This is a genomic window from Rhizobium sp. RU20A (assembly GCF_900155885.1).
GTDB lineage: Bacteria > Pseudomonadota > Alphaproteobacteria > Rhizobiales > Rhizobiaceae > RU20A.
This window is the reverse complement of sequence record NZ_FTMB01000007.1, coordinates 161,264-182,805: the sequence shown is the minus strand read 5'-3', so window position 1 is coordinate 182,805 and position 21,542 is coordinate 161,264. Positions and strand designations below refer to the sequence as shown.

The following is a 21,542-nucleotide window of genomic DNA, read 5'->3' as shown; positions in this document are numbered from 1 at the left end:
CAGGCGGATGAACCGCGCAGCCGGGCAGGACGCCGTCGCGATCCTTGCGAGGGTGGCCGTTGTCCTGACCTTGGCCTTCCTGCTGCTGCCCATCGCCTTCGGCCTGCTGGGAACGGTGCTGCCCGCCTTCGGCTACCTGCCGGCGCTGGGCGGCACCACCTTCGGCCTCGAGATTTTCCGCGCCCTCTTCGCGACGCCGGGTCTTGCCGCGGCGATCCTGCTGAGTTTCGTGACCGGGCTCGTGGCCACGGCCCTTTCGCTCGGCCTGACGCTCGTGTTCGTCGCGGGTTTTGCCGGAACGCCCGTCATGGCCCGCCTCCAGCATCTGCTCTCCCCGCTGCTTGCCGTGCCACATGCGGCGGCAGCCTTCGGGCTGACCTTCCTGATCGCCCCATCCGGCTATCTGATCCGCCTTGTCGCGCCGCTGTCGGGCATCGACCGTCCGCCGGATATCCTCATCCTCAACGATCCCCTGGGTCTCTCGATGATCGCCGGCCTTGTCATCAAGGAAACCCCGTTTCTGTTCCTGGTGACGCTCGCCGCCCTGCCGCAGGTCGACCTCGCCTCCGCCCGCCGCCTTGCGGCATCCTTCGGCTACGGCCCCATCGCGGGCTTTGTCTATCTGCTCTGGCCGGCGCTCTACCGGCAGATCCGCTTTGCCGTCTACGCCGTCATCGCCTATTCGACCGCGGTGGTGGATGTCGCCCTGATCCTCGGCCCCAATCTTCCCGGCACGCTGGCGACACGGCTGGTGCAGTGGATGAACGATCCCGACCTTTCGGCGCGGTTCCTGGCCTCGGCAGGCGCGGTGCTGCAACTTACGGTGACGCTGTCCGTTCTCATCCTTTGGAGGGGAGCGGAACGAGCGGGCGGGCGCCTGCTGCGGTTCTGCCGGGACGGCGGGTTCCGGTTCGCGCACGACGGCGCCCTCAGCATCCTCTCCCTGATCTCGGTTGGCGCCATCGGCGGTACCTTCTTTGCCGGCATCGGCCTTCTGGCCCTCTGGTCGGTGGCCGGTCTGTGGCAGTTTCCCGATCTCCTGCCGCAGTCCCTGACCCTTCGGAGCTGGATGAGCGCCCTGCCGCGCATCCGTGATCCCCTGCTGACAACACTCGCCATCGGTCTCATCTCGACGCTGGCAGCCGTCCTGCTGTCGATCGGCTGCCTCGAGCGCGAAACGGCAACGGGGCGAAGCGGCGGCGAGCGAAGCCTGCTGCTTCTCTACCTGCCGCTCATCGTGCCGCAGATCACCTTCGTCTTCGGACTGCAACTGCTGGTCATCGGCAGCGGCAGCCAGAACCGCTTCCTTGCCCTCGTCATGGTGCATCTGGTCTTCGTCCTGCCCTATGTCTATCTCTCCCTTGCAGAGCCGTGGCGGGCGCTCGACCGGCGCTACGAGACCATCGCCACGGCGCTGGGAAGGACGCGCCTCATGGTCCTTTTGTCGATCCGGCTGCCGATGCTGCTGCGCCCCATCATGACGGCGGCCGCCGTTGGCTTTGCCGTCTCGCTTGGTCAATATCTGCCGACGCTGCTGATCGGGGAGGGGCGCATCGAGACGATCACCACCGAGGCCGTCGCCCTTGCTTCGGGAAACAACCGGCGGGTGATCGGCGTCTATGCGATGGTGCAGACGCTGCTGCCCTTCCTCGCGTTCACCTTTGCTGCGCTGCTGCCGGCCTTCCTTCACCGCAACCGGCGCGACATGGGGCTCTGATCGATGCTTGACGACAACGAAGCCGCAGGGCTGACCCTAGAGGCGGTCGATATCAGACTTGGGGACCGGAGGCTGATCGCGATCTCGCACAGCATCGCTCCGGGCGAGGTGCTGACCGTCATGGGCCCCTCCGGCTCCGGCAAGTCGACCTTGCTCTCCTTCATCGGCGGCTTCCTCGATCCGGCCTTCACCGCGCGGGGAGGGGTTTGTGCCGCCGGTGTCGACCTGCTCGCGCTGCCACCGGCCGAAAGGCGGGCCGGCATTCTGTTTCAGGATCCCTTGCTGTTCCCGCATATGTCGGTCGGTGCCAATGTGGCCTTCGCCATCCCGCCCGATATTGGGGACCGGCGCGAGCGTCGGCGCATGGCGGCCGACATTCTCGCCGACATGGATCTTGCCGGGTTCGACGATCGCGATCCGGCTACACTGTCGGGTGGACAGAAGGCGCGTGTTGCGCTGGCCCGCGTGCTGGTCTCGCGACCCCGCGTGCTGCTGCTCGACGAGCCATTTTCCAAACTGGACATGGCGTTGCGCGTGCAGATGCGCAGCCTGGTTTTCGGAAGGGCCCGGGCCGCCCGGCTGCCCGTCATCCTGGTCACCCATGACGATGCCGATGCCGAGGCGGCCGGCGATGCCGTGCATCGCATCGTGACGGACGGAGGCGGGAATGGCTGAGGCGACGGACATGCCGATCCTTCTCGTCGGCGGCGGTCACGCGCATGTCGAGGTTGTCAGGCGCCTCGGGCGCGGTCCTGTCGGCCGCAAGATCATCCTCATCTCACCCGCGCGACACGCGCCCTATTCCGGCATGCTGCCCGGCTATGTGAGCGGCCGGTATGGTTTTGCGGATTTCCATATCGATCTCGATGCCCTGTGCGCCCGCTGCAACGTCACCTTCCTGGCCACCTCCGCCGGCGGGATCGATCCGGACAGGCGCCAGGTCAGCCTCGCGGACGGGCAGGTTCTCGACTATTGCCTGCTGTCGATCGATATCGGCTCCACGCCGCAGCTGCCCGCCGATGTGTCGGGCGGACTTTCGGTCAAGCCGATCGCCAGCTTCACGCAGCGCCTCGCACACCTCGATGCGCGCGTCGCGCAAAGCACGGGACGGCTCCGGCTGGCCGTCGTCGGTCAGGGCGTCGCCGGGGTGGAGATGGCCTTTGCCCTGCAAAGGCGCTTCGGCGCAGGCCGGGTCGACATGCTGCTGGTCGGGCGCGCCGACGCGGTCATTGCCGAGCGCAGCCGCCTTGCCCGCGCGATGGTGCGGCGGGAACTGGCGCGCGCCGGCATAGCCCATCATCAAGGTTTTGACGTCATCGGCTTCGACGCCGGAACGCTGCTTGCCCGCGACGGGCGGACCTTGTCCGTCGACGACGTGGTCTGGACGACCTCGAGCGGGGCACCGGCCTGGCTTGGCGGGACGGGTCTTGCGCTCGATGCGGGCGGTTTCATCCGCGTCGACCAGGCCTTGCGGTCGGTCTCCCATCCCGATGTTTTCGCCGCCGGTGACGTCGCCAGCCTGCCCGATCCACGCCCCAAGGCCGGCGTCTTCGCCGTACGGCAGGGGCCGGTGCTGGCCGACAACCTCCGCCGCTGCCTCGCCGGAGAAGATCCGCGTCCCTTTCGGCCCCAACGCCAATGGCTGGCATTGATCGCGCTGGCCAACGGACGGGCCATCGCCGACAAGTGGTGCCTGGCCGCCTCGGGACGCTGGGTCGCCAGGTGGAAGCACTGGAACGACAGCCGGTTTGTCCGGCTGTATCAGGATCCGGACGGGCAGTTGAGCGGATCGGCGGGAAACAAGCAGCGATGAGAGCCTGAGCGCCCGCAACACGCATCGCGATCGCCGCCGCCGTTCACTGTGCTCTGGCGCGCCCGACCTTCTGCAGCACACCGACGACGATCAGCACGGAGAGCAGGAAAATCGCGCCGGAAATGGCGTAGATCACCGGTGAGGCGCCGGAATTCATCTTGCCGAAGAGCACGACGGGCAGGGTGTTCTGTCGGCCGGACAGATAAAAGGCGCGGGTGAATTCGTTGAGCGACAGCAGAAAGGCGAAAATGAAGGCGCTTGTCAGGCCCGGCCGGATCAGCGGCAGGGTGATGTCGCGAAACTGCCGCCAGCGGCTGGCGCCGAGGTCGTCGGCCGCCATCAGATAGGACGATTTGACCGCCGAAAAGCTCGTGAGGATGACGATGAACGCAAAGGGCATGGCCCAGAGCAGATGCCCCGCGATAACGGTCATGGCCGAACTCTTCACGCCCGACTGCGTGAAGATTGCCGACAGCGCCAGCCCCTGGATGACGCCGGGCACGAACATCGGCAGCACCATGGCGAGGAACCAGACGCTGCGCGCCCGCTTCAGCTCGAAGTAGGACAGCGCTGCCAGAAGCGAGAGCAGCGTTGCCAGGATTGCCGTGAAAAAGGCGATGATGAGCGATTGCCAGAGCGCCTTGATCAAGGCGGTTTCATGGGGCAGCGCCGCATACCAGCGCAGCGTCAGGTCCGAAAAACCGGGCACGCCCGGCTGCAGCGAGGCGTTGAAGGAGATGGCGACGAGATAGAGCGGCGGCGCGTAGATCACCAGAAGCGCGAGGATCGCAAGCGTCCAGATGAAGAGGCGGTTGAAAAGACCTTCATTGACCATCATTCCGCATCCTCCCCGAAGAGGCCGGACAGCTTGAAGAAGGCATTTCCGATCAGCACCATGCAGAAGATCGTGATGAGCATGACCACCGAAATGGCGAAGGCGAGCGGATAGTTGGCCACGCGCATCACGTCGTTGATCATGACCGAGACGATCGACGCGCCGGCGCCGCCCAGCATCTGCACCTCGGTCGAGGAGCCTGCCACCATCACGAAGACGAAGAGAAAGCCGGCAAAGAGGCCCGCATAGGTGAGCGGCACGAGGATGGTGAAGAAGGCACGCCAGAAGCCGGCGCCGAGATCGCGCGCCGCCGCCATCAGTTCCGGCGGGATACGCCGCATGGAGAGCAGCAGCGGAAAGACGGCAAAGGGCAGGTAGGAGGCGATGAAGCCGATGAAGACGGCGAAATTGCTGAAGAGCAGCCAGTCGAGCGGCGCGCTGGTGATGTGCAGCGCCTGCAGCGTTTCATTGATGACACCGGTCCGCCCCAGCACCAGCCGCCAGGAAAAGGAGCGGATGAGGTAGGAGGTGAAGAAGGGGATCGTCATCAGCGCCAGGAGCAGCATCTGGACGCGCGGTCCGGCCATGACGTGAATGGCATAGGACAGGGGGTAGGCGAGCAGCACACACAGGAGCGCAGCCCCGAAGGATTTGGCCAGCGTCGAGAGGATCACCGTCCAGCGGCCGGCGTCCAGGATGCCGGCATAGCCGGCAAGGCTTAGATCCGGCTTGATCCAGTATGTGGCGGGATCCCAGGTCCAGAAGCTCCAGAGAACGACCAGCGCCAGCGGAACGACGCCGATGAGGGCGACGACGGCAAGTGGGGGCGCGATGAGGAGCGTTCGTCGGAAGGGCATGGCAGGTGTCCCGTGCTAGTGGAATGAATTTGACATTTGATACCCAACTGCAGCGAACTCGCGGATCAAATGTCAAATTCAAAAATTCCACTAGAATCAAATAGTTGCTAGTGGTCTTTTGAGATTTTGACATTTGCTCTCAAGGGCGCCGCGGACGGTAGCAAATGTCAAAATCAGACCACTAGGTGGCTTGGCGGGCGACGGAAACCGCCGCCCGCTGTCGTTCATTCAGGCATTGCGCAGCTTCTGCCACCATTCCTCATAGAGCTGGAAATTGTCCGGCCGGGTGTTCTGCCAGTACACCTTGCCGGCAAACTTGGCCTGCACGTGACTTGCGAGCTTTTCGACCTCGTCCGCCTTGTATTCGTCGGGATGGGCCTTGGCGTATTCGAGGTTCTTGTCGGTCGGGACCATGTAGCCGCGCGTGGCGCCCAGTTCGCAGCCGTAGAAGCCGCCGAGCAGCCCGTTGACGAAAGCGTGGGCCGCATCGGACGTGCCGCGATCGACCGCGCCCTTCAGGAGCACCGTATTGTTGCCCCAGCCCTCATAGCCTTCCACAGGGGCGGCGTATTCGACCTGAAGCCCGCGCTTGCGGCCCTCATAGACGATCGGCTCCCAGCCGGTCATGGCGTCCACTTCTTCGTTGGCAACGAGCTGCACGCCCTGTTCCCAGCCGTTCCAGAAGGTGCGGAACTGGCCGTCCGTCTTGTGCTTGATGAGGAATTCCATGACGAGGCCGAGTTCGGACTCGCTGAGGTTGCCGGGATCCTTGATCGGCTGGTTCTCGGCTTCCTTCAGATACATGGCCGTGAAGATCGCGCTGTTGATCCACGCATCCTCCATGGCGACGCGGCCCTTGAGCTTGGGATCGAAGATGACGCCGTAGCTGTCGACCTTGCCGAGCTTGTCGGGGCGGTAGATGATGGAGTCGGCATTCACGACGGTGGGAATGCCGATCTGTTTGCCGTCGAGCTGCAAATAGGGAATGTCCTTCGCCCACTGCCAGACGCTGGCATAGTTCGGGATCTTGGAAAGGTCCCAGGCGGCGATGTGACCCTGCCGGGCCAGTTCCTTTTCCGCGCCGCCCTGGAAGCCGCCGACGTCGAAAAGATCGTTGGCATTGCCGGCGGCCAGACGCGCAACGACCGGGCCGATATCATTGCCGTTGTCGGTGAACTCGGGCGTGACGCCCGTCAGTTCGGCGAATGTCTGCCACTTGTCGGCGATGTCGAGCGTCGCCGTCGCCCAGAAGGCGACGGACATCTCCTGTGCCATGGCCCGGCCGCCGAAGCCGAGGCTTCCGAGGCCGAGTGCCGCGCCGCCAAGCCCCACCCCGCCAAGCCCCATGAGCTTGAGCATGTCGCGGCGGCTTGCATTGCTGGAGAGAGGGTTCGATGTCTGCTGTCGTTGCATGGTTTCATTCCCCTTTTTGATCCGCCGCGTTATGCGACCGCGGTCGGTATGGTCGAATTCGGAATTGCCATGGCCGCGCCCTCGGCCAGCGCGAGCGATACGGTGCTGCCCACGGCACTTCGGGCAGCCGGTGCGTCGCTCGGCACGGAAAGCACGACCTCCTGCCCGTCGGCGAAGCCGAGCCTGAGATCCGTGGTCAGGCCGCGGAAGGTCACGTCCCGCAGCGTCAGCGTCAGATCCCCCGGCCCGTCGGGCACGCTGACGGAGAGCCGGTCCGGACGAAGGGCGACCACGAGGTCAGCGCCGCCGGCCGGAACGATGCCGGCGAGCGGAACCGGCTGGCCGGCGACGATGGCGAGGGAACCCGCCGCCGCCGTTTCGATCCGCTCGGGCTTCAGCAGCGTTTCGATACCGATGAAGCGGGCAACGAAGGCATTGGCAGGCCGCTCGAAGAAGCGGGCGGGTGCATCGACCTGTTCGATCCGCCCGCGATGCATCACGGCCATGCGGTCCGAAAGGCTCAAGGCCTCGTCCTGGTTGTGCGTGACGAGAATGAAGGTCGTGCCGGTCCGTTTGTGCAGTCGACCGAATTCGTCGCGCATCTGCTGGCGCAGCCGTTCGTCAAGACCGGTCAACGGCTCGTCGAGGAGCAGGATGCCTGGCTCCATCACGAGCGCACGGGCAAGCGCAACGCGCTGGCGCTGGCCGCCGGACATCATGCCGATCTTTCGCGGGCCGAAGCCGCCGAGTTCGACGAGATCGAGGGCATCCTCGACCTTCTTCGTGAGAACCGCACCGCTGAGGCCACGCAGTTTGAGGCCATAGCCGATATTCTCGGCCACCGTCATATGCGGAAACAGGGCAAGGTTCTGGAAGACCGTGTTGACGGGACGGCGGTTGGCGGGCACGTCGAGCACGCTCTTGCCGTCAAAGGCGATATCGCCCGTGGTGGGCCGGTCAAAGCCGCCGATGAGCTTCAACAGCGTGCTCTTGCCGCACCCGGACGAGCCGAGCAGCGTGAAAAATTCGCCGGCGGCGATGGAAAGATCGATGCCGCCAAGACCGGCGACGGGCCCGAACATGCGCGTGACGCCTTTGATGTCGATGGCGATCGCCATGTCAGCGGCCCTCCTGTCCGGTGGCGGCGGGCGTATCGCGCAGAACCATGATGCCTTCGGCTGTCACCGTCATGGTCTGTCCGATCTGGACGAGGCTCGTCGTGGTCGGTTCTTCGACAAGGGCGGGGCCGGCTATTTCCTCCTCGAGCGGCAGACGGTCGCGCTCATAGACCGGGCAGTCGCGCCAGCCGATCTGTGACCCGAAATAGACGGTGCGCTGGCCCTTTTGTGCGGCTTCGAGGGACTTTCCATCCCGGTCGAGCGCCGGCAGCGTAATGACAGGGCCGTTCAGAACGGCTTCGAGATGCAGCGTCGTGATCTCGATGGCGGCGGAGGGCAGGCGGAAGGTGTAGGCCTTCTCGTGGGCGGCATGGAACCGTTCCGAGAAGGTCTCGACCGTATCGGCCGGTTCGAAATCGGCCACGACCCCGTGTTCCTGCCCGCGATAGCGCGCTTCCAGCCGATGGGTCAGGCGGATCGGCGCCGCATCGCCCTTGCCGAAATAGGCGACGGCCTGCCGTCCGAGGGTCGCAAAACGGCGCTGCGCCTCGGGGAGGGCGGTAGGCGAGAGGGCGGAAAACCAGGTGGCGCGGAAGTCGGCACGCGGCTCGGCAGCCAGCATGCCCCAGGCGGAGAAGATGCCGGAATGCGGGGGAACGATGGTCGCCTTGACCGAGAGTTCGCGCCCGAGCCGGGCGGCAAGCGCCGGCCCCGCGCCGCCGCTGATGACGAAGACGGCGTCGCGCGGATCGTGGCCGCGCTGCACGGTCACGAGCTTCAGCGCGTTGATCATGCTGGCATGGGCGATTTCGACGATGGCGAGGGCGGCATCCTCGACGCTCATCCCGAGACGGTCGCCGACCGTGCGGATGGCGGCGGCGGCCTTTTCTTTGTCGAGCTGCATGGAGCCGCCAGCAAAGCTCTTCGGATCGAAGATGCCGAGCGTCAGCAGCGCATCGGTGATCGTCGGCTGCGTACCGCCGCGGCCGTAGCACGCGGGGCCCGGCGTTGAGCCGGCGCTCTGCGGACCGACGCGCAGCGCGCCGCGCTCGTCCATCCAGGCGATCGACCCGCCGCCCGAACCGATCTCCACGATATCCACGACCGGGACCTGAACCGGATAGCCCGGCGCGATGCGGGAGTGTTCCAGCTTGTATTCGACGTTGAGCGTCGGCCGGCCGTCGTGGATCAGCGAGCATTTCGCCGTCGTGCCGCCGACATCGAGATGCAGCACTTCGCCCTCGCCGAGGGCAAGACCGATGCGCGCCGCGCCCGCCACGCCGCCGGCCGGGCCGGATTCGACCAGTGTCAGCGGGCTGGCGGTCGCCTGATCGAAGGTGGAGATGCCGCCATTCGACTGCATGGCGTAATAGGGGCAGGTCAGATCACGCCGGGCCAGCGCCGCCTCCAACCGCTCGAAGTAGCGGCGGATGATCGGCTGCACATAGGCATTGAGGACGACCGTGTTGGACCGCTCATATTCCCGCCATTGCCGCGAGACCTCATGGCTGGCGCAGACGGTCGCCTCCGGCAGCGCTTCGGCGACCAGCCGGGCGCAGCGCTCTTCATGGGCGGGATTGGCATAGGCATGCAGGAAGAGAATGGCGACGGCCTCGATCTTCTCGGCCTTGCAAGCGGCGATGATGGCGGCGACATCCTCTTCGTGAAGCGGGGTGACCACCTCGCCGGCCGCAGTCAGGCGCTCGCGCACCTCGAAGCGCAGACGGCGCGGCACGAAGGGTTCGGGGCTGTGGAATTGCAGATTGTAGAGGTCCGGCCGGTTGCCGCGACCGATCTCCAAGACGTCGCGGAAGCCGGCCGTGGTGATAAGGGCGGTGCGAACGCCCTTGCGCTCGGTGATCGCATTGATGACCGTGGTCCCGCCATGGGCGAAGAAGGTCACATTGCGCGTGGCGAGGCCATCGGCCGCTTCCGAGGCGGCGATGGCGTTCAGCACGCCTTCCGACTGGTCGTGGACCGTCGTCAGGCTTTTGGCGGTAAAGAGCGCGCCATTGCGTTCGTCATAGCCGACAAGATCGGTAAAAGTGCCGCCGACATCGGTTGCGAGTCTGATCATGCGGCGTCTCCTGCTGTGCCGTAAACCTCCCTGGCGCGGGCCTCCGTCAGGAACCCGTTGCGAATATCCTCGGCAATGCGTGCCGGCTCGCGCTGCTTCGGGTCGCCCCAGCCACCGCCGCCGCCGCTGACGATGCGCACGACATCGCCGCTCACGAGATCGAGATGCGCGATCCGGCCATGACGTTCGACCGCTCCGCCGGCGCGGGCGATTTCCAGCACGTTGACCGTACCTTCGCTGCCGCCATCCATGCCCCAGGGGGCGACCTTCGTGCGGCCGAAACTGCCATAGGCCGTGGTGTCCGCGCCAAGGATTTCGTATTCGCGAAGGACGCCATAGCCGCCACGCCGCCGGCCGGCCCCGACGCCACCCTCCACATTGAAGCCGTAGCGGCGCACGCGCAGCGGAAAGCGCGCCTCGATCACCTCGACGGAATAATTATAAGTGTCGCCATCCGTCAACGCGATGATCGCGCCCGCGCCATCCTGCGTCGGGGTCGCGCCCCAGCCGCCATGCTGCGGCTCGATGTGAATGAAGGGTTCGCCATGCGCATCCTTGCCGGCGATATAGACCACGCAGAGGCTGGAATAGGAGCCGGCCGAAAAGCGCTCCGGCTTCAGCGGCGCCAGCGCTTTCCACATGAGTTCGGAGGCATGCACCGAGCCTTCGTAATACCAGCCGGTCGGCGAGGGCTTTTCGGCGGTGAAGATCGTGCCGGGTGGGCAGATCACCGTCAGCGGCCGGAACCAGCCTTCGTTGGAGGGCGCCTGTGGGCCGACAAGCGCCTTGACGATCGTCTTGACGGCCGATTGCAGTGCGCCGCGCGCGCAGTTGATCGGCCCGGCGACCGTGGGCGGGCAGCCGGTGAAGTCGGCGACCAGCCGGTCGCCCTCGATGGTGACGGCCACCTGGATGGCGATCGGATCGTCGCTCACCCCGTCGCCGTCGATGATGTCGCTGGCTTCATATCGCCCGTCGGGCAGGGCAGCGATGGCCGCGCGGGCCTGCTTTTCGCTGGCGTCGAGCAAGTTCGCGAAGGCCGCCAGAACCGTTTGCGCCCCGTATTTCGCCGCAAGCTCGCCGACGCGCCGGTCCGCGACGCGGACGGTGGCGATCTGCGCATTGAGGTCGCCCAGCGCGATCTCCGGCATGCGGACGTTTTCGGCGATGATATGCAGGATGTCGTCGTCAAAGGCGCCGGCCCTGACGACCCTCACGCCCGCCAGCCGCAGCCCTTCCTGAAAGACGGAGGTCGCGTTCGGCGCGAGGCTGCCCGGAACGGAGCCGCCGACATCGAGATAGTGGGCCACGTTGATGGCATAAGCGACGATCCGTCCGTTAACGAAGATCGGCTTGACGATCGCGAAGTCGCACGAATGCGTGCCGCCGGCATAAGGATCGTTGGACAGGAGTATGTCGCCCTCGACGAGGCGCGGCCCGAAGCGGTCGATCAGCGCGCGGACCTGAAAACCGAAGGTGCCGGTAAACAGCGTGATGCCGTTCATCTGCGCCACGAGCTCGCCCTCTGCCGTCAGCAGGCCGCAGGCAAAGTCGAGAATTTCGTAGATGACCGGGCTCATGCTGGTACGCGCCATGACGAGACCCATCTCATCGACGGTCGCCATCAGCTTGCCTTCAATGATCTCCTGCGTGACGGGATCGACGGTGCGGGTACCGGACAGCATGCATTACCCCTCTTTTTATAGGGGCACTATGCGGCGAGATCGGTGGGGGGTGAAGCTGACCAGATGGGTGGGATGGGGCGTCCCATGACCTACCCGATCGGGTAGGTCTCTCCTCAGGCAAGGATGCCGGACTGGCGCGCCGCGCTGACCGCCGCGGTGCGGGTTGTGACTTTCAGCTTGGCGAAGATGTTGCGCAGGTGAAACTTCACCGTGTTGTCGCTCAGCGACAGCCGGCGGCCGATCTCCTTGTTGGCGAGCCCTTCGCTGAGAAGGCGCATGACCGCCTCTTCGCGATCCGTCAGTGCGCTGGCTGACGGGGCACCGGTACCCGCAGCGCCGCTGCCATCCAGGGTATCGGCAAGCACCAGGTCCAGCCGTTTGCGGATCAGGTCCGGCAGATCGTGATCGCGCGCCAGCGCTGTCAAGCCTGCGATGAAAGCCTGGCCCTCCAGCGTCACCAGGGCACGGTAATCGGCCAGCGGTTGCGTCAGCAGCAGGTCGCAGAGCCTCTCCGCCGCCGCCACGCTCCGCCCCTCCGCCAGCGAGAGGCGGATATCGACGAGATCAAGTTCCATAGCACGGACCGCATGGGGCTTCTGCCTCTGCTGGGTGATCAGCCGGGTGAAGGTCGCGCGTGATTTCAGGAGATCGCCGGTCTCAAGGTGGATACGCGTCCACAGGAGCGCCGGGACACCCCCCCGCAGGCGGATCGAAAGATCGTTGGCTGGTCCGTCGCCGGCAAACCGCGCCCCCAGCCCGTTGGCTTCCGCAAACCGCACCGCCTCCTCAAGGTCACCAGTGACAAGCAGCAGGCCTGCCCGTTCGGCATCGATTAATCGCGTCAGGCGGTCGAACCCCCGGCGGCGCGCGACGGCGCGGGCACGATCCATGGCCTCATGGGCAGCGATGATGTCGCCTTTTAGCCGCAGCATGCGCTGTTGGGCGGTAAAGCCGGCCGCCAGGAGATCATGCCAGGCATCGTGGCGTTCCACATGGGGCAGGGCCCAGTTCAGCAGCGCCTCCGCGGCCGGAATATTCCCCCTTGCGGTCAGCAGCTCTGCCTTGAGAACATTCGCCATGGCGTCGAGGTCGCTTCCCCGGCCCATGAGCCGCACGGCCTCGTCAGCGAGGGCGTCATAACACTCCTGTGCGGAGATCACGTCGCCGTCGAAATATGCGGCCTGCCCGACATGAAGGTAAAGGTGGATTGCCCCGAATTCCGCCCCACCGTCGCGAAAGGTCTGCATGGCGAGCCGCCCGTAATGCTGGGCACGCTCGAGGTCGGAGCGGATCAGGAAATTGTAGGAGAGCATGTTGAGCGACAGACCGCGATGCACGAGCGTCAACCCGCCCTCCCGCAGGAGATCGGCCTCCAGCGCGGCAAGTTCGGCGGCGCTCACCCAGCGGTCGGTGTAAAGCGCCAGGAGAACACCGATCACGCGCAGCGCCTGGGCCACCCCTTCATTCCCGACATCAGGCGTCTTGCGTGCCAGTGCCATATAGTGATCGGCCGCATCCAACTGGCCGGTCTTGGCGCTGACGACCGCAAGGCCGAGGGTCGTCAGCGGGTAGCGCTGCAGATCGACCTCTTCGGCCATGTCTGCCAGCCGGCGAAACAGGCCCGGCCCGCCACGCTTCGTCATGTAGACCCGCTGCCAGCCGCCGCCGGCCTCAATGATCTCGGCGGCCAGCGCGGCGGCGCCGGCAAGGAAGGCATGGTCCACGGCGGAAAGAAGATCGCCCTCCTTTTCGAACCAGCGCGCGGCCCGAACCAGCCGCTCGCGCGCCGGCCGCCCGGCCTGTTCCGCCGCCTCGCGCAGATAGGCATTGAACACGGGATGGCAGCGCATCCAGTGGCCGTCACGATCCAGTACGGCGAAGGGCAGCGCGGAATCGCGCAGCATGCCGAAGGCGTCTGCCGTGTCAAAGTCGCAAACGGCGGCGACAAGATCCCGGCTGATGGCCGGCAGGCAGGCGGTTTCCATGAGCAGGCGGCGCAGCGCTTCGGGCAGGCCGGAAAAGGCCTGTTCGGCGAGGTAGCGGCCCATGTCCTCGTTATGACCGTCGAAAGCTTCGAGAATGGACCTGCCATCGGCGCCATCGTCCTCGACCAGAAGCCGCATCATCTGCAGCGCCACGGCCCAGCCTTCGGCGCGGCGGTTGAGTTCGATGAGGTCCTCGCCGTTGAGCCGCGCCCCGCTGCCCGCAAACAGCGCCTCAGCCTCCCCATCGGAAAAGGCGAGCTCGGCGACCCCGATCTGCCGGAATTCATCGACAAGTCTGAGAGCGGACCGTGGCAGATGCGGCGCACTGCGCGAAACGATGATGAATTTGATATGCGAAAGCTCGGGCCGGGCCAGAAGCCGCGCCAGCACACTCTCGTTCGCATCGGTCTGCGCGAGGTGGTAATCGTCGATGAAGAGAGCGACAGGGCCGGGCAGGCGCTCCAGCCGGGTCACAAGAACGGCAAGCATCGTGGCGACCGACAGAGATCCGCGATCGGACTCCACCGCCGCGTCCGTCGTCACCGCGTCAAGCATTTCGATCAGCGCCAGAAGAAATCCCGTCTGGTCATTGTCATCGGGATCGAGCGAGACCCACAGCACCGTCAGCCCCGCTTGCGCCAGATGCGCGTACCACTGCGCCGCAAGCGAGGTCTTGCCGTAGCCGGCCGGCGCGACGATGAGGTTCAGGCGCCGCAGTCGCGTCTGTGACAAGGTCTCCAGCAATGCACGCCGCGCGATCTTTCCCTCATCGAGCGGCGGCCTGAACCGGATCTGCTTGCGGTGCGACGTGTGCATGGGGATGTCTTAGAGCATAATCGGACCGGAATGAAACGAGGATCGACCAGATTATGATTCAAACAGAACTGCCTGGAGCACCGATCGCATTCCATCAGATATGTGCTCCAACACCTATGCGCGAAAAGACGAATGGACGCGATCAGGGCGGCCTTCGCCGGTTGCGGTCGCCTCACCGGATACCGCCGAGGCCATGATCGCGGCCGGCAAACGGGACCATCCGATGACGGACAAGGCCCGTCATCCATCGTTCCATCACAGGCCCCGAAAAACTGCCACGTCCTGCGGCTTCAGCGGCGAGGTGCCGAGCACGGTTTCGGCGCCTTCCGGCAGCGGCCAGTCTTGCGTACCGTAGTTGAAGGCGAAGGTGAGGTTGCCGCGCCGGCGCAGGCGGATGAAGTCCGGTACCGGCATCGTCGCAAGTCCCGCAGCCTCGGCCGCCAGGGCCATCGTCGCGCCGAGCAGCGCCTCGTCCGGCCAGCAGGCAAGGTAAAGGCGGTTGCCGGACCGGACCAGCGCGGGATCGCCGTTCTCGAAGCGCGCAAGCGTCTCGGCCGTCGCCTCGACATGCTCGCGCCAGCGTACGGCGGCGCCGGAAACGGACCCCGTCACCGCATCGGAGAGGCCCGGCCGCAACGTCGCGACCTCGATGACGCGAACGCCGGTGAGCGCCGCGAGCGGGCCGGGCGGCAGATTGTCGGGAATAGCGAAATCGCGGGTGCGCGAGCCGCTGCGCGGGCCGATCAGCACGGTACCGGTGGCGGACGCCAGCGCCCGCTCGGCATCCGGCGTCACCTCCGTCATGGTGGGCACGACGACGAGAGCGTAAGCGGAGAGATCATCGCCGGGGCGCACGAAATCGATGTCGAGGCCGAGGCGGCGCAGCGCCTCGTACCAGCGGAAGCAAAGTTCCTCGAAGCGGAAGTCCTTGCCCTGCGGCTGGATCATCGTCGCCCAGTAGCTCTGGTAGTCGTAGACGAGCGCGACGCGGGCCGGGCCGTTGGCCGGTAGCGGCCCGAGGGCGGCGATCTCGCGCCCGGTCTTCTCGGCCTCGCGGCCGCCGGGCGAGAGTTCGTCAAGGCCCGGCAGGTTGAGGCCGGCATGCATCTGCTCCTGCGCGAATGGCGCCTGCCGCCAGCGGAAATAGCTGACGACCTCGGCGCCGTGCGCCAGCGCCTCCCAGGTCCACAGCCGCACCATGCCGGGCTTCGGCACCGGGTTCCACGGCGCCCAGTTCACCGGCCCCGGCTGCTGCTCCATCACCCAGAACCGCCCGCGGCCGACGGCGCGGTAGAGGTCGTGGTGGTAGGGCGCAATGTCGGGGTGCGAGGTCTCGGCCCAGCGGGTGCGCTCGGCCTCTGAGAAGGGAAACTTCTCCACGAAGCCGATCGGGTAGCTATCCCAGGAGGCGAGGTCGAGATTGTCGCCGACCTGGAAATGATCGAAATCGGTGACGAAACCCATGAAGTTGTGGGTGACGAAGCGGTCCGGCGAGTGGCGGCGGATGATCTCGACCTGCATCCGGTCATAGGCCGCGACCTGATCGGAATGGAAGCGCCAGAAATCGAGGCGGGTCGCCGGGTTCGGCTCCGTTACCGTCAGCATTGGCAGGGCGACGTCGTCGAAGCTGTCGAGTTCCATCGACCAGAAGACCGTGCCCCAGGCCGCATTCAGCTGGTCGGGCGACTGGTAGCGCAGCCGAAGCCAGCGCTTGAAGGCCTTCAGATCCTCCGGCCCCCAGGAGAGCGTCGTGTCGTGGCAGCCATATTCATTGTCCGTCTGCCAGCCGACGAGGCCGGGATGCGCGCCGTACCGCCTGGCGATGATCTCCACGATGCGGGCGCTTTCGCGGTGCCAGGTCGCGGACGAAAACGTGTAGTGGCGGCGCGAGCCGAAGCCGCGCACGCGGCCATGCTCGTCATAGGGCAGGATATCGGGATGGGCATCGACCAGCCATTTCGGCGGCGTCGCCGTCGGCGTGCCGAGCACGACCTTGAGACCCGCCGCATGCAGCACGTCCATGGCGCGGTCGAGCCAGGCAAAATCGAAGCGGTCGCGCTGCGGCTCCAGCCGCGACCAGGCGAATTCGCCGATGCGCACATGGGAAATGCCGAGCGCGCGCATGCGCCTGGCATCCGTTTCCCAGCGCGCCTCGCTCCAGTGTTCGGGATAGTAGCAAACGCCCAGCATTATCGTCTCAGGTCCCCGTTGAGCACGGCCTTGCCCTCGCCGTCGAAGAGGTGGCAGGCCGAAGCCGGGATGCCGATCGTGATGGCATCGCCGACCCTGAGGCCGGAGAGGCCGTCGGCCTTGACCGAGAGTTCCGTGCCATCGGGCAGGGCGGCGAAGTAGAGGGTTTCGGAGCCGAGATGTTCGGCAACGCGCACCGTGCCCGTCAGGGTCGCATCGCCCTCGCCGGTGGCGGAGAGATGTTCTGGGCGCACACCGAGCGTCACCTCGCCCTTCGGCAGGTCGCCAGCCGGGGCAGGCAGCGACAGCGTGCCGCCGCCCGGCAGCGTGACGGTAACGCCCGCGCCGGCCGCGGTAGTGCGCGTCTTGATGAAATTCATCTTCGGCGAGCCGATGAAGCCGGCGACGAAGAGATTGTCCGGGCGGTGATAGAGATCGAGCGGCGAGCCGACCTGCTCGATCCGGCCGGCCGAGAGCACCACGATCTTGTCGGCCATGGTCATGGCCTCCACCTGGTCATGGGTGACGTAGATCATCGTCGCCTTGAGGTCGGCGTGGAGATGCGACAGCTCGATACGCATCTGCACGCGCAGCGCCGCATCGAGGTTCGACAGCGGCTCGTCGAAGAGGAAGACTTCCGGCTTGCGCACGATGGCACGGCCGATCGCGACGCGCTGGCGCTGGCCGCCGGAAAGCTGGCCGGGCTTGCGCTCCAAGAGCGCGTCGAGCTGCAGCATGCGGGCCGCTTCCGCGACGCGCGCGTCGATGTCGGCCTTGGCATGGCCGGTCATCTTCAGGCCGAAGCCGATATTGTCGCGCACCGTCATGTGCGGATAGAGCGCGTAGGACTGGAAGACCATGGCGACGCCCCGCTCGGAAGGGCCGACATTGGTCATGTCGCGCCCACCGATCGAGAGGGTGCCGCCGGAAATGTCCTCAAGACCGGCGATCATGCGCAGCAGCGTGGATTTCCCGCAGCCGGAGGGGCCGACGAAGACGCAAAATTCGCCGTCGGCGACGGAGAGATCGACGCCCTTGATGACGGCGTGGGCGCCGAACTGTTTCGTTACGCCCTTGAGGGTCACATCAGCCATGGTTCGGCCCTCCCGAGACCGGTTCCAGTTCGATCAGCAGCGCGCTTTCCGGCCGCAGCATGGGCAACGGCAGGCCTGCGGAGACGGCGCTGGCAAGGGTGAAGGTAACGTCGCCGGCAAGGAGCCTCTCCTGCGCCGCTGACGTACGGATGAACTCCGGCCTTTCCGGCAGGATTTGCGCGATGCGCCAGCGACCGCCAAAGCGGGCGAGATCGGCAGGAAGCCTCAGCGGTGCGGGCTGTTCCGCCACCATCTGCGGTCCCTGCGCCACGAAGAGCGCGATCCGCTCCGCACCGGCCGCGCCCCAAGCATAGCGCCCATCCACCGGCTCCAGCATGAAGTTCGCGCCCGCCTCATGCAGCAGCGGCCGCAGCCGCTTGTGGGCAGCGACGTAGGTGCCGAGCGTCGCCCGTTCTGCCTCTGTCATCTCCAGCGGGTTCAGTTCCACGCCGAAGTGATAGGCGAGCGCCACGAGGGCGCGGAAGTCGAGGCTCAGCATCCGGCCTGTCTGGTGGTTCGGCGAGGCCGAGACATGGGCGCCGAGCAGCTCCGGCGGCAGAAGGCGGCTCGCGCCGCGCTGGATTTCCAGCCGCTCCAGCGCATCGGTGCAGTCGGAGGTCCAGACGCGGTGGGTGCGGGCGAGCGCGCCGAAATCGATACGGCCGCCGCCCGACGCGCAGCTTTCGATCTCGACCTTGGGATGGGCGGCACGGATGCGGTCCATCAGCGCATAGACGGCGCGCGTCTGCCGGGCCGTGGCGGCGCGCCCGTCGGCACCGCCGACATGCGTCAGGTCGCGGTTCATGTCCCATTTGATGTAGGCGACCGGATGGGCCGACAGCACGGCGTCGATCTTGGCGAAGAGATAGTCCGAGACCTCGGGCCGCGCGAGATCGAGCACGAGCTGGTTGCGCGAGGGCAGAAGCGGGCGCCCGGCAACCTGCAACGCCCAGTCGGGATGGGCGCGGAAGAGGTCGGAGGAGGCGTTCACCATCTCCGGCTCGAACCAGATGCCGAATTCCATGCCGAGGGACACGACGTGGTCGATGAGGGGGCCGAGACCATCCGGGTATTTGCGCGGATCGACATCCCAGTCGCCGAGCGAGGTCGTGTCGTCGTCCCGCCGGCCAAACCAGCCGTCGTCGAGCACGAAGCGCTCGATGCCGAGGGCGGCGGCGGCGCTCGCCTGCGCCTTCAGGGCCGTGAGATCATGGTCGAAGTAATTGCCTTCCCAGGTGTTCAGCGTCACCGGCCGCGACCGCATGGCGCCGCCCGGCCAGTCGATCAGCTCGGCGCGCACGAAGGTGTGCAGGCTGGCGCTGTCGGCCGCGACATAGGCGATCGGGCTCTGATAGCTCTCGCCGGGCGCAAGGCGCATCTCGCCGGGCTCGAAGAGTTCACCGACATGCACGAGGCGGCGGCCGTCATCGAGACGGTCGATGGCGGTGAAATGATTGCCGCTCCAGCCGAGCGTGACGGCGATCCCGCCCCGCGCACCGGAGAGGAAGAGGGTGGGGTAGCGGTCGTGGGAGGTGCGACCGCGTCGGCTTTCCTGAAGCCAGAGCCCGGTGCCGAGCAGCTCTTGCCGCAGCTGGAATTCGCGCCCCCACATGCCGGTGAAGGTGGTCAGCGTCGCCGGATCCTCCGGGGCGAGGAACGAGGCGGCAGCAAGGCGATCGAGCTGGTAGGGCGCTTCGCCGAGATTGGTGAGGCGGCTCGACACAGTGATCACGTCGCCGGGCTTTGCAGCCAGCGTGATCTCCAGCCGGATCGCGGCGACGGTGTCGGTGGCGGTGAGGCGCGTTGCGCCTTCGTCTTCGCTCACCGTCCAGCCGGCGAAGGCGAGGGTGAAGTCGCGCCCGTCGCGGTGGCCGGTGATCGCCGGCCAGCCGAAGAAGCCAAGGCCCCCGGTCGGCAAAAGCACGGCGTTCGGCACGGCCGCATCCATCCCGTTGATGCGGCTGGAGCGGTCGAGGTGGGTCAGCGTGTCGTCGTCGCTCAGCGCGCGGCCGAGGCTGACGATCTCGGGCATGCCGGTCTCGGGCAGGGAGAGGCTAAGCGAGAAGGCCTCGCTGCCGATGGTCAGAAGGCGGGATGTCATCCTTTGGTGGCTCCAAGGGTCAGGCCGGCGATGAAATGCCGCTGCATGAGGAAGAACATGGCGACCGGTGGCAGGGCCGCGACGATGGCGCCGGCAGAAACGAGGTGCCAGGCGGCGACCCACTGGCCGTTGAGCGAATAGAGGCCGGCCGTCACCGGCATGGCGTGACTGCCCTGCACCAGCACGGTCGCCCAGAAGTAGTCGTTCCACACGAAGGTGAAGACGAGCACGGAGAGCGCGGCAATCGCAGGGCGCATCAGCGGCAGCACGACGTGGACGAAGATCTTCCACTCAGAAACACCCTCCACCCGCGCCGCCTCGATCAGCGAGAAGGGCAGGCCGCGGATGAAATTGCGCATGAAGAGCGTGCAGAAGCCGGTCTGGAAGGCGATGTGGAAGAGCACGAGACCGAGCGTGGTGTCGTAGAGCCCGGCCTTCAGCGTGAAGTCGCGCACCGGCACCATGAGGATCTGGAACGGGATGAAGTTGCCGGCCACGAACATGAAGAAGACGATGAGATTGCCGCGGAACTTGTAGACCGACAGCGCAAAGCCCATCAGCGAGGCGAGCGCCACCGAACCGATGACGGTCGGGATCGTCACCTTGAAGGAATTGAGGATATAGAGGCCGATCGGCGAATCCCGGAAGACGGCCGTGTAGTTGTCGACTCCGGCAAAGCCCGAGGGCACGCCGAAATAATTGCCGGCAGCAAGATCCGACGCCGGCCGCACCGAGGTGATGGCGACGCCGATCAGCGGCAGCAGCCACAGCACGAGCGCGATCGGCAGCAGGATGACATAGGCCTTCTGCGTCAGCGGCGAGGCCTTCTGGATGGGTGTCGGGAACATCAGGCGTTCCTTTCCTGCGAAAGCATCCGCACGATGAAGACGGAGATGAAGACCATCATGATCAGGAACAGCACCACGGCGATGGCCGCGCCATAACCCATGCGGAAGCCATATTCGGACAGCGCCTGCTCGTACATGAAGTAGGAGAGCACCTGGCTGGAGCCGTAGGGGCCGCCTGATGTCATGATCGAGACGAGGTCGAAGGAGCGCAGCGAACCGATGACGGTGACGACGAGCGCGATGAAGGTGGCGGGCGCCAGCTGCGGCAGGATCACGTACCAGAGCAGCTTCAGGCCCTTGGCGCCGTCCATGCGGGCGGCTTCCACCTGCTCCGGATTGATGTTGTTGAGGCCGGTCAGGTAGAGGATCATGCAATAGGCCGTCTGCGGCCAGAGGCCGGCAAGGATGATGCCGTAGGTGACGTAGCGCTCGTCGGCGAGGATGGCGATCTCCTGCCCCGTCAGCGATTTCAGGAGCGCCGAGAACAGGCCGAAATCGGGCGCATAGAACCAGGTGAAGATGAGGCCGACGACGACCTGGCTGATCACGAAGGGAAAGAAGAACAGCGACTTGTAGAGCCGGATGCCGGTGACCGTTTGGTTGAGGAAGAGCGCGACGGCGAGCCCCGCCGGAATGGCCAGCAGGTAGAGAACGAGCCAGAGCACATTGTTCTTCAGCGCCACATAGAAGGTGTCGTCATCCATCAGCTCGACATAGTTGCTAAGGCCGATGAAGACCTTCTCGCCGAGGCCGTCCCAGTCGTAGAAGGAGATGGCGATCGACTCGAAAATGGGGATCAGCACGTAGATGGCGAACATCAACAGGCCAGGCGCCATGAAGAGCCAGGGCGTGAGCCTCTGCTGGTTGCGCCTCCAGAAACCGGGCGCGCGGGCGGCGGTTGCGGTCATGTCCTCGGTCCTTGAATAGGGGCGATGGCGAACCGGCTGCCGGAGGCGTGTCCTCTCCGGCAGCCAGCCTCAGGGAGCGGACCGA

At 65.9% G+C, this 21,542-nt stretch carries 15 protein-coding genes; 3 read left to right on the top strand and 12 right to left on the bottom strand.

Features of this window, described 5'->3' with window-relative positions; genetic code table 11:
* Nucleotides 1-7 precede the first annotated feature (7 nt).
* The 3 genes from F3H41_RS16680 to F3H41_RS16670 are packed head-to-tail and all read left to right on the top strand — an operon-like array spanning nt 8 to nt 3,530.
* The gene (locus F3H41_RS16680) at nt 8-1,717 is read left to right on the top strand and encodes an ABC transporter permease subunit (RefSeq protein ID WP_149739810.1); all 1,710 of its coding nucleotides are present in this window, start codon (nt 8-10) and stop codon (nt 1,715-1,717) included.
* A 3-nt stretch (nt 1,718-1,720) separates the two neighbouring features.
* Nucleotides 1,721-2,392 carry an ATP-binding cassette domain-containing protein gene (locus tag F3H41_RS16675; RefSeq protein WP_149739809.1) on the top strand — a complete coding sequence of 224 codons (672 nt, stop codon included), beginning with the start codon at nt 1,721-1,723 and terminating at the stop codon, nt 2,390-2,392.
* Nucleotides 2,385-3,530, top strand: a complete 1,146-nt coding sequence (locus F3H41_RS16670; RefSeq protein WP_149739808.1) for an FAD-dependent oxidoreductase — start codon at nt 2,385-2,387, stop codon at nt 3,528-3,530. The genes F3H41_RS16675 and F3H41_RS16670 overlap by 8 nt, the downstream gene beginning before the upstream one ends.
* A gap of 43 nt (nt 3,531-3,573) precedes the next feature.
* Here F3H41_RS16670 and F3H41_RS16665 read toward each other — a convergent pair whose 3' ends face one another.
* The 12 genes from F3H41_RS16665 to F3H41_RS16610 form a co-directional block, all read right to left on the bottom strand.
* On the bottom strand, nt 3,574-4,368 hold the full coding sequence (locus tag F3H41_RS16665) for an ABC transporter permease (RefSeq protein ID WP_149739807.1): 795 nt from the start codon (nt 4,366-4,368) through the stop codon (nt 3,574-3,576).
* Nucleotides 4,365-5,222: an ABC transporter permease gene (locus F3H41_RS16660; RefSeq protein WP_149739806.1), complete on the bottom strand. Its 858-nt coding sequence runs from the start codon at nt 5,220-5,222 to the stop codon at nt 4,365-4,367. The genes F3H41_RS16665 and F3H41_RS16660 overlap by 4 nt, the downstream gene beginning before the upstream one ends.
* A 228-nt stretch (nt 5,223-5,450) precedes the next feature.
* Nucleotides 5,451-6,635, bottom strand: coding sequence for an extracellular solute-binding protein (locus F3H41_RS16655; protein ID WP_149739805.1), 1,185 nt, complete (start codon nt 6,633-6,635; stop codon nt 5,451-5,453).
* A 29-nt stretch (nt 6,636-6,664) separates the two neighbouring features.
* Nucleotides 6,665-7,753 (bottom strand): ABC transporter ATP-binding protein, encoded by a 1,089-nt coding sequence (locus tag F3H41_RS16650; protein ID WP_149739804.1) that lies wholly within the window; start codon nt 7,751-7,753, stop codon nt 6,665-6,667.
* 1 nt (nt 7,754) lies between these two features.
* Nucleotides 7,755-9,830 carry a hydantoinase/oxoprolinase family protein gene (locus F3H41_RS16645; RefSeq protein ID WP_149739803.1) on the bottom strand — a complete coding sequence of 692 codons (2,076 nt, stop codon included), beginning with the start codon at nt 9,828-9,830 and terminating at the stop codon, nt 7,755-7,757.
* Nucleotides 9,827-11,515, bottom strand: a complete 1,689-nt coding sequence (locus F3H41_RS16640) for a hydantoinase B/oxoprolinase family protein (protein ID WP_149739802.1) — start codon at nt 11,513-11,515, stop codon at nt 9,827-9,829. The genes F3H41_RS16645 and F3H41_RS16640 overlap by 4 nt, the downstream gene beginning before the upstream one ends.
* 113 nt (nt 11,516-11,628) lie before the next feature.
* A complete protein-coding gene (locus F3H41_RS16635; RefSeq protein WP_149739801.1) occupies nt 11,629-14,316 on the bottom strand; it encodes a LuxR C-terminal-related transcriptional regulator in 2,688 nt (895 codons plus the stop codon).
* Nucleotides 14,317-14,571: 255 nt separating this feature from the next.
* A complete protein-coding gene (locus tag F3H41_RS16630; RefSeq protein ID WP_149739800.1) occupies nt 14,572-16,506 on the bottom strand; it encodes a beta-galactosidase in 1,935 nt (644 codons plus the stop codon).
* On the bottom strand, nt 16,506-17,600 hold the full coding sequence (ugpC, locus tag F3H41_RS16625) for a sn-glycerol-3-phosphate ABC transporter ATP-binding protein UgpC (RefSeq protein WP_149739799.1): 1,095 nt from the start codon (nt 17,598-17,600) through the stop codon (nt 16,506-16,508). The genes F3H41_RS16630 and ugpC overlap by 1 nt, the downstream gene beginning before the upstream one ends.
* Nucleotides 17,593-19,701 (bottom strand): alpha-galactosidase, encoded by a 2,109-nt coding sequence (locus F3H41_RS16620; protein WP_149739798.1) that lies wholly within the window; start codon nt 19,699-19,701, stop codon nt 17,593-17,595. Before F3H41_RS16620 ends, ugpC begins: the two co-directional genes overlap by 8 nt.
* Nucleotides 19,698-20,549 (bottom strand): carbohydrate ABC transporter permease, encoded by an 852-nt coding sequence (locus tag F3H41_RS16615; RefSeq protein WP_149739797.1) that lies wholly within the window; start codon nt 20,547-20,549, stop codon nt 19,698-19,700. Before F3H41_RS16615 ends, F3H41_RS16620 begins: the two co-directional genes overlap by 4 nt.
* Entirely contained in the window at nt 20,549-21,457 is a 909-nt protein-coding gene (locus tag F3H41_RS16610) for a sugar ABC transporter permease (RefSeq protein ID WP_149739796.1), read from the bottom strand. The genes F3H41_RS16615 and F3H41_RS16610 overlap by 1 nt, the downstream gene beginning before the upstream one ends.
* Nucleotides 21,458-21,542: the final 85 nt, after the last annotated feature.